Raw genomic sequence first — 6,627 nt, 5'->3', positions numbered from 1 at the left:
CGTACTACTTAGATTGAAAAACATCTATAAAATCACTCGCTTAAAGGATTTGAAAAACGAGTGGTTATTCGTGTAAGTGATAAAAAGAAGAATTATAGCAAAGTCACCAAATTGCTAGTTAAGCCTTAGTTTTTGATCAATGAGTTTTTGCGTTGTTTCCTTATTGAAAACGGAAATTAATGGATCAATTTCAGATAAATGAATCAAATACTTATTTTCTCTTGAACTTGAATGAGCCAAATACACCATAAGACTCAATACGATCAATCCTAAAAATGTTGCCAATAAAGTTTCATAGTGAGTAATAAATATATATGATTCTTGAGTCGCATGAACCGGTACAATATAGCGGACCATCTAATCATTGATTTTTAGTGGGGAATAAGCTAAATATAAAGATTCTTTCTTTTTTGTCTGAATCAAGACAAGATCTGATTTTTGATTCTTAAAGTCGGTTTTGATTTTCTTTTGATTACAGACATTAAATAAATTATCGACTGTATTTAGTTTATGTTTTTTTCATACTGTTTATTTCTAATGATTAGGTTTCCATCTTGATCGACAATAAAACTTTTTCCATGTCCCTCAAACAGATCATCAAACAACATATTGCCTAGTTTTGTGACATTGTAAGAACCGCCTACTACACCAATGACTAGTCTATCTCTAAAGATGAGCACGCATAAAATAACACGTGTTTGTTAATCAACACTGCTTTCTAAAGGATTTGAAAGAGATTGTTTGCCTTGTATAGATTCTTTAAATATCGACGATGAGCTACATTTTTTATGACTTCATTATCATATAGAGCATTTCCATTTGGATCGATGATCGCCGTTCGATTTAAATCTGAATTATGCATAAAGACTTGAATTAAAGAAACATTATCCTCTGAAAATAAATCTCTAGATTTAGATAGTTCTTGTGCAAGTACATTTAAATAGGAATAGTTGATATTTAATATTGTATTTAAATGCTCACTTTGCCTTACAACATTGGTAATCAAGGTTCTTCTAGAATTGTTTTCAACCGCAATTGAAACGCCGTTAAAGAAGATCACGATTCCCATAATCAAAGTCAAAATGAAAGTGATAATTGCGACAATATAGTTCGTAATGAATTTATTTCTTTGAAAATAATGATCTTTCACATGGGAACTCCTTTTTCTAATTATATTAAGAAAAATGGTAAAAGAATATTGAATTATATGGGACTAACCATAATTTGTGAAATCAATCACATTTTAGTGTATTATATAAGATATAAAGAAAATTGCTCCCAACATTAAGAGAATTCTGCGTGAAAGGTGCTTATAAGAAATTTGTAAGTAGAACTAAGGCTATGCTCTTTTTGTGTGTGGAGTATAGCTTTTTTCTTTAAGAAGGAGATGAATATGGAAACACGTGTTGCCGTGATGGGAATTATTGTAGAAGATACAAATGCAGTGAATCTATTGAATGAAATTCTTCATGAATATAGTGAATATATTATTGGAAGAATGGGAATACCTTACAAACAAAAACATATAAGTGTAATTTCAATTGCGTTAGATGCCCCACAAAATACAATTGCTGCTTTGGCAGGTAAATTAGGAAATATACAGGGAATTAGTGTGAAAGCAGCCTATTCCAATGTGATTAGCCATGATTGAAGCATATCGATTGCTTGATAAACTTGAAAGAGAACACTCTTTAAGTTTATTAGAATATAAAACTTTAATTGAAGCTGAAAATGATGCTTTACGCTTATATGCTGCTAATAAAGCGAAAGAACAAGCTACGTTAATATATGGGAATTCAGTCTATGTACGTGGACTTATTGAAGTAGGAAATTATTGTCGCAACGACTGCTTCTATTGTGGAATTCGCAAGTCCAATTTCAATTGTGATCGCTATATATTAGTCGAAGAAGATATTCTGCATTGCTGCAAAGAAGGTTATGAACTTGGTTTTCGCACTTTTGTTTTGCAAGGTGGCGAAGGAATTTATAAAAAGGATTTTGTCACAGATGTAGTTCAAAAGATTCGTAGTGAATATCCAGATTGTGCGATTACCCTTTCTTTAGGTGAAGAAGATAGAGATACATATAAGGCTTGGTTTGATGCGGGAGCCAATCGTTATTTATTAAGACATGAAACGGCTAGTAAAAATCATTATGAAAAGTTGCATCCAAAAAATATGTCTTTTGATCATCGTATGCAGTGTTTAAAAGACTTAAAGGAAATTGGCTATCAAGTAGGATGTGGCTTCATGGTAGGTTCACCTTATCAGTCAAGTGAAACTTTGGCGATGGATTTGAAGTTTATTGAAACATTTAAACCTGACATGTGTGGTATTGGTCCTTTTATTTCGCAAAAGGATACACCGTTTAAAGATATGACATGTGGAACTTTGAATCAAACTTTATTCTTATTGTCTTTGATTCGTTTGATTCAACCAAACATTTTACTTCCTGCTACAACAGCTTTAGGAACGATTGATCCTCAAGGAAGAGAAAAGGGAATTCTTGCAGGGGCCAATGTAGTTATGCCTAATTTATCGCCGGTGAGTGTCAGAAAAAAATATGCATTGTATGATAATAAAATTTGTACAGGCGAAGAGAGTGCAGAATGTAAAGATTGTTTATCAAGGCGTATGGATTCAATAGGATACAAGATCGTAACTGATCGTGGAGATATTAAAAAATAAAAGAGGAGATATAAAAAATGAGTAATTATAACCCAAAATCATTAAAGGCAGAAGAATTTATTAGTCATGAAGAAATTCTTGAAACAATTGAATATGCCGAAAAGAACAAACACAATGTGGAATTGATTGATCAAATTTTAAATAAGGCTCGTCCACAAAAGACAGAGCATGGTGTTCATTGTGAAGGTTTAACACACCGTGAAGCAAGTGTACTTTTAGCTTGTGACATTCCTGAAAAAGTAGAAGAAATGTATAAGCTTGCCAATGAAATTAAACAAGCATTCTATGGAAATCGTATTGTGATGTTTGCCCCATTATATTTATCAAATTATTGTGTAAATGGATGTGTATATTGCCCTTATCACATGAAGAATAAACATATTAAACGTATTAAATTAACACAAGATCAGATTCGTGATGAAGTTATAGCGCTGCAAGATATGGGACATAAACGTTTGGCTATTGAAGCAGGCGAAGATCCAGTACACAATTCAATCGAATATATCTTGGATTCTATTAAAACTATTTATTCGATTCAACACAAGAATGGTGCAATTCGCCGTGTCAATGTAAATATTGCGGCTACAACGGTAGAAAACTATCGTAAATTAAAGGAAGCTGGAATAGGAACTTATATCTTATTCCAGGAAACATACAATAAAAAGAGTTATTTAGAGTTGCATCCAACAGGACCTAAACACGATTATGACTATCATACAGAAGCTATGGATAGAGCCATGGAAGGTGGAATTGATGATGTTGGATTGGGTGTATTATTTGGTTTAGAAGGCTATCAATATGAATTTGCCGGCTTAATGATGCATGCAGAACACTTAGAAGCTGTTCATGGTGTAGGTCCACACACAATTAGTGTGCCTCGTGTAAAACATGCAGATGATATTGATCCAGAAGCGTTCGATAATAGTTTGGATGATGAAATCTTTGAAAAGATTGTAGCATGTATCCGTATTGCCGTTCCATATACTGGAATGATTATTTCTACACGTGAATCCCAAGAAGTTCGTGAAAAAATGCTTCACTTAGGTGTATCTCAAATTAGTGGTGCAAGTCGTACATCTGTTGGTGGATATACAGAAGAAGAGCGTCCTCATGATTCAGAACAATTTGATGTATCTGATCAAAGAACATTAGATGAAGTTGTGAACTGGTTGATGGAGTTAGGTTACATTCCATCTTTCTGTACGGCATGTTATAGAGAAGGAAGAACAGGAGATCGTTTCATGTCTTTGTGTAAGACAGGACAAATTCAAAATTGTTGTCATCCTAACGCATTGATGACTTTATGTGAATTTTTAGTTGACTATGCGAGTGAAGATACAAAGAAAATTGGTTTTGATTTGATTGAAAAAGAATTGAACAAGATTCCAAATGCGAAAGCTCAACAAATTGCTCGTGACAATGTGGATGCGATCAAATCAAGCAATCGTAGAGATTTCAGGTTCTAATTATGTCTAATTTAAATAGTACGATAAGCGCAAATCGTACACACATTGGATTTTTCGGTTTAAGAAATGCTGGAAAATCCAGTGTAGTCAATGCGATTACCAACCAGAGTATGTCTTTAGTTTCGAATATAAAGGGAACTACGACAGACCCTGTAAAGAAATCAATGGAAATCTTGCCGATTGGACCTGTTGTGATTGTGGATACGCCGGGTATGGATGATGAAGGTACTTTGGGTGAATTGAGAATCAAAAGAACGTTAGAAGTTTTAAAAACAATGGATATGGCCGTACTGGTCGTTGATGCGAATGTAGGTCTACAAAAAATAGATTTGGATTTGATTGACATGTTTAAAGAAAATAAATTACCTTATTTTGTAGTTTTTAATAAGTGTGATTTGATTGAAGAAAAGAAAGAACTGGCTTCTAATGAAATTTATGTGAGTGCTCTAAACAATGACAATATAGATGGATTAAAACAATTGTTGGCTAGTGTCGTAAAGAAACAGGAAGAAAAGACAATTATTGGTGATTTAATTGATTCGGGCGATGTTATTTTGCTTGTGATTCCAATTGATCAATCGGCTCCTAAAGGAAGATTGATTTTGCCTCAACAACTTGTATTAAGAGATATTTTAGATCATCATGCGATTGGTATGACTTGTCAGGTAGAAGAATTGGATGCAACCTTAAAGAAGGTTACTCCAAAACTGGTTATTACAGATTCCCAGGCTTTTAACAAGGTAAGTCAAATCGTAGATAAATCTATTCATTTAACTTCTTTCTCTATTCTTATGGCACGCTTAAAAGGAAGCTTATCTACAGTGCTTGAAGGGGCCAATCAATTGGATCATCTTCAAGATGGGGATTGTGTACTGATTAGTGAAGGGTGTACGCATCATAGACAGTGTGGTGATATTGGTACGGACAAGCTTCCAAAATGGATCTTGAATTATACAAAGAAGAATATAACTTTTGAATTTACTTCTGGACAAGGATTTAAAGAAGATCTTTCGAAATACAGTGTTGTGATTCATTGTGGTGCATGTATGTTGAATGAAAAAGAAGTGCAGTCTCGCGTAAAGGAATGTAAGAAACAGCATGTGCCATTCACAAATTATGGTATTGCGATTGCGAAAATGAACGGGATATTAGATCGTTCAGTAGAGGTGTTTTAAGGTGAAGAAAGTATATATATCTGCCGATATTGAAGGCATTTGGGGAAACAGTAATCCGGCAAATACAGCTAAGAATGGATACTTATATTCTGAATATTGTACAAATATGATGAATGAAGTAAATCTTGTGATTGATTTATTGTTTCAAAATGGCGTAGAAGAAGTTGTGGTCAATGATAGTCATGGAAATATGGATAATCTTCTTCCTTCAAAATTAGATCCTAGAGCTGCTTTTGTGTCCGCAAATGGAGCTTATAAGGAATTTGGAATGATGGAAGGTTTAGATGATTCTTTTGATGGAGCATTATTTATTGGATATCATTCTCGCTGTAATTCACCAGGCGTTATGGCTCATACGATTTGGGGTACTATGGTACGAAAAATTCTAGTAGATGGGAAAGAACTTGGTGAAAGTGGCTTAAATCGATTGTTGGCAAACGAATTTGGAGTGCCAGTTATCTTAGCAAGTGGTGATAGTGAATATGGTAAGCAGGTAGAAGAAGAACTTGGTTGTGTATTTGTGGAAACAAAGAAAGCGTTAAACAATCAATGTGCTTTATGTTGCAGCTTTAACGAGTTGAAGAATAGATATACTAAGGGTATTCAAGAAGCTTTAAAAACAGATGAAAAACCAGCTATATCTTCATCTCACACAATGGAAATAACATTCCATCATAGTCGAAATGCGGATTTTGTATCTCGTATGGACAATGTAGAAAAGATGGATGATTGTACGGTTCGTATCGAAAAAGAAACATATAAAGATTTATATGCCTTGATGCGTTTTGTGATTAAAGTATGTAATGCGTATGTCTAAAATAAGAAAACCATTCTAGTGTGGCGTCTAGAATGGTTCCTTTTTGTTTATTATAATTTTTTTAGGAGAGAGATATGAATATTGGTTTATTTCTATATTCATTGCCTTATCTTTAAGGCACTTATAGAATAACATTCCATGTTGTCATAATTTTAGTATAACTTTGGTAAATCTTGTGAAATCAAAATGAATTATGTGAAACTATCAAAATATGCATCTTTTCTAAAATTTCCTTCTTTTTTTTCGTATTAGAGAGAGAAGAAAGGAGGAATCATCTTGAATTCGATGGATATTGAGTCTAAGAAGTTTTTAGGACAACCCAAAAACTTTGTCTCGATCTTCAATGCACTTTTATTTGGTACTACGTCAAGAAAAAGGACTCATAAAATAGATAAATTTTAAATTCTAATGTTTTGAATAATAATTATTCTCATATTGATTTGGTGATTCATAACCGCAATGGCTATGGATTCGTATCGTGT

Annotated in this window: 7 protein-coding genes; 5 read left to right on the top strand and 2 right to left on the bottom strand. The window is 33.4% G+C overall.

All coding sequences use genetic code 11. The annotated features are described in order from the left end of the window. Nucleotides 1–114: 114 nt before the first annotated feature. Complete coding sequence (locus tag FYJ55_RS10025; RefSeq protein WP_154556707.1) at nucleotides 115–357, bottom strand: hypothetical protein; 243 nt, start codon at nucleotides 355–357, stop codon at nucleotides 115–117. A gap of 361 nt (nucleotides 358–718) precedes the next feature. Further along, nucleotides 719–1,150: a hypothetical protein gene (locus FYJ55_RS10020; RefSeq protein ID WP_154556706.1), complete on the bottom strand. Its 432-nt coding sequence runs from the start codon at nucleotides 1,148–1,150 to the stop codon at nucleotides 719–721. 243 nt (nucleotides 1,151–1,393) lie between these two features. Here FYJ55_RS10020 and FYJ55_RS10015 point away from each other — a divergent pair, with 243 nt between their 5' ends. The 5 genes from FYJ55_RS10015 to FYJ55_RS09995 are packed head-to-tail and all read left to right on the top strand — an operon-like array spanning nucleotide 1,394 to nucleotide 6,145. After that, the gene (locus FYJ55_RS10015) at nucleotides 1,394–1,651 is read left to right on the top strand and encodes a TM1266 family iron-only hydrogenase system putative regulator (RefSeq protein ID WP_154556705.1); all 258 of its coding nucleotides are present in this window, start codon (nucleotides 1,394–1,396) and stop codon (nucleotides 1,649–1,651) included. Then, nucleotides 1,644–2,687, top strand: a complete 1,044-nt coding sequence (hydE, locus tag FYJ55_RS10010; RefSeq protein WP_154556704.1) for a [FeFe] hydrogenase H-cluster radical SAM maturase HydE — start codon at nucleotides 1,644–1,646, stop codon at nucleotides 2,685–2,687. Before FYJ55_RS10015 ends, hydE begins: the two co-directional genes overlap by 8 nt. 17 nt (nucleotides 2,688–2,704) lie before the next feature. Then, nucleotides 2,705–4,153 (top strand): [FeFe] hydrogenase H-cluster radical SAM maturase HydG, encoded by a 1,449-nt coding sequence (hydG, locus tag FYJ55_RS10005; protein ID WP_154556703.1) that lies wholly within the window; start codon nucleotides 2,705–2,707, stop codon nucleotides 4,151–4,153. A 2-nt stretch (nucleotides 4,154–4,155) separates the two neighbouring features. Beyond that, complete coding sequence (gene hydF / locus FYJ55_RS10000; protein WP_154556702.1) at nucleotides 4,156–5,328, top strand: [FeFe] hydrogenase H-cluster maturation GTPase HydF; 1,173 nt, start codon at nucleotides 4,156–4,158, stop codon at nucleotides 5,326–5,328. 1 nt (nucleotide 5,329) lies between these two features. Beyond that, on the top strand, nucleotides 5,330–6,145 hold the full coding sequence (locus FYJ55_RS09995; protein WP_326831869.1) for a M55 family metallopeptidase: 816 nt from the start codon (nucleotides 5,330–5,332) through the stop codon (nucleotides 6,143–6,145). The last annotated feature ends 482 nt before the right edge of the window (nucleotides 6,146–6,627 follow it).

Source organism: Holdemanella porci (assembly GCF_009696075.1).
GTDB lineage: Bacteria > Bacillota_I > Bacilli_A > Erysipelotrichales > Erysipelotrichaceae > Holdemanella > Holdemanella porci.
The sequence above is the reverse complement of the archived record's forward strand: the minus strand, read 5'-3'. Positions and strand labels throughout refer to the sequence as shown.